Origin of the sequence: Actinocorallia sp. API 0066, from assembly GCF_020991275.1 — a bacterium.
Lineage (GTDB): Bacteria > Actinomycetota > Actinomycetes > Streptosporangiales > Streptosporangiaceae > Actinocorallia.
Genome location: NZ_JAJLQY010000029.1, coordinates 1 through 2,761 on the forward strand (window position 1 = coordinate 1; position 2,761 = coordinate 2,761).

Genomic DNA, 2,761 nt, shown 5'->3' on the forward strand with positions numbered 1-2,761 from the left:
GCTGCCCGTACGGCACCGGCTCAAGCCCGCCGACACGATCGCCGACCTCCTGCTCCGCACCCGACAGAACGTTCTCGACGGCTTCGCCCACCAGGCCGCGCCTTTTGAGGAGGTCGCGCGGGTCGCGGGTGTGGAACGGGCCCAGGGCCGCAACCCGCTCTTCCAGGTCATGGTCACCCACCACGCCGACCCGCAGACCGACGACGTCGTCCTCGACGGCCTTGTTGTTGAGAACGTCCCGGCCACCCTCGCCGCCGCAAAGACCGACCTCGAACTCGACCTCGTCGAAACCGGAACCGGCCTCGACGGCCAACTCACGTATGACACCGACATCCTCGACCCAGCCACCATCGACCGGTTCATCGCCGCGTTCGAGCAGGTCCTAACGGCCATCGCGACAACCCCGACCCTGCCGATCGCCGAACTCCTGCCCACCGACAGCATCCCCGCTGTGCACGGCGAGCCGCTCGACGTCCCCGACACGACCCTCGACGGGCTGATCCGGCAGCAGGCGGCCGCGACCCCCGACGGCGTCGCGGTGGTCGGCGACGACGGTACGGCGCTGACGTACGCGCGGTTCAACGCGCGGGTGAACGCGGCGGCCCGGATCCTGCTGGACCGGGGCGTCGGGATCGGCGACCGGGTCGCGGTGATCCTGCCGCGCTCGGTCGACCTTGTCGTGACCCTGGCCGCGATCGTGCGCGTGGGCGCGGCATTCGTGCCCATCGACACGTCATATCCGGCAGGTCGGATACAGACAATCTTGGCGGACTCCACCCCGGTTCTTGTGGCGACCGACTCGGCCAGCGCGGCCGGGCTGGCGGACGTCACCGTCGGTCGGCTCCTGCTGGACGACCCCGAGGTGGCGACGGCACTCACCGCCGGTTCGGCCGAATCGCCGGAACTGTCGCGGCCGCTGTCGTCACGCGATGTCGCTTATGTGATCTTCACGTCCGGGACGACGGGTCGGCCCAAGGGCGTCGCCGTCTCGCACCAGGCGATCGTCAACCTGATCGCCTGGCGACAGGACACCTTCCCCATCACGGCAACGGAACGGGTGCTACAGAAGACGTCCGTCGGATTCGACGTCGCCGTTCCCGAATTCTTCTGGCCGCTCACCGTCGGAGCCGCAGTCCGGCTCATCCGACCGGCCGGTGAACGCGACCCCGAATACCTCGCCACGATTCTGCGCGACGAACCGATCGGGTTCGTTGAGCTGGTCCCGACCGTGCTGCAAGCGATGCTCGACACCGAATTCGACCCCGCCACCTCACCCGTAAGGCACCTGTCACTCGGCGGTGAGGCACTGCCCGCAGCCCTGGGCCGCCGCCTCCAGGACGTTCCTGGTGTGAACGTCTGGAACACCTACGGGCCGACCGAAGCAGCCGTGGACGCCACCGGAATCAGCCTCGCCGACGTGGACCTCACCCACGTCCCGGTCGTGCCGATCGGCGGCCCGGTCGCGAACGTGCGGGCGGTCGTACTCGACGCCTGGCTGCGACCGACCGCCCCCGGCGTCGTCGGCGAACTGTACCTGGGCGGCGTGCAACTCGCCGACGGCTACGTGGGCCGCCCCGGCCTGACCGCAGAACGGTTCATAGCCGACGACTCAGGCCAACGCCTCTACCGCACCGGAGACCTCGTCACCTGGAACAACCAGGGACAACTCGAATTCCTCGGCCGCGTAGACGACCAGGTCAAGATCCGTGGATTCCGCATCGAACTCGACGAGATCCGCAACGTCCTGGAGACCCACAAAGACGTCTCAGCCGCAGCCGTCGTCGCCCTCGACCACCCCGCAGGCGGCAAATTCCTCGCCGCCTACGCCATCACGTCCGCACCCATAGAGGCACTACGCGCCCACGCCGAAACGCGGCTGCCCGAATACATGGTGCCCACCACTTTCACCCAGCTTGACGCCCTGCCGGTGACGGCGAACGGCAAGCTGGACCGGCGCGCCCTACCGACGCCCGAGCTGGGCGGGGCGGCCGGACGCGAGCCGCAGACCCCGACCGAGCGGGTGCTCGTCGAGGTGTTCCGTGAGGTCCTGCGGTTGCCCGAGGACGCCGCGCTGTCGGTGGACGACGACTTCTTCCGGCTCGGCGGACACTCGCTGCTGGCCACCCGCGCCGTCGCCCGCGCCGGAGCCCGGCTGGGCGCGAATCTGACCCTGCGGGACGTCTTCGACCGCCCGACCGTCGCCCGGCTGGCGGACCTCATCGACGGCTCCGCCCCGGACACCACGCCGCCGCTCCCGCTCGTCGGTGAGGTGCCGCGACCCGACGTGCTGCCGGTCTCCTACGGGCAGCAGTCGCTGTGGTTGATCGAGCAGCTCGGCGGCCCCGGCGGCCGCTACGTCGTCCCGCTCGTGCTCCGACTCACCGGCACCCCGGACGAAGCCGCCCTCACCGCCGCTCTCCGGGACGTCGTGGCCCGCCACGAGGCACTCCGGACGCTGATCGTTGAGGAGGACGGGCGGCTACGTCAGGACGTCGTGTCCGAGGACAACGCGGCCTCCCGGCTTCCGCTGGAGGTGGAGCCGTTCAGCGACGCGCGGGTGGCCGAGGTTGTCCAGGGCCGGTTCGATCTGGGCGCGGACCTCCCGATCCGGGCTGCCTTGCTCCGCGTCAACGACGCCGAGTGGGTTCTTGTACTGGCGATGCACCACCACGCGGTGGACGAATGGTCGTTCCCCCTCCTGCTGGACGACCTTTCGACCGCCTACCGCGCCAGAACCCAGGGCGCACCGCCCGCGTGGGAC

General features: G+C 69.9%; 1 protein-coding gene. It reads left to right on the forward strand.

The annotated features are described in order from the left end of the window. The coding region (locus LO762_RS32175) for a non-ribosomal peptide synthetase (RefSeq protein ID WP_230620129.1) at nucleotides 1–2,761 on the forward strand (2,761 nt) is incomplete at both ends.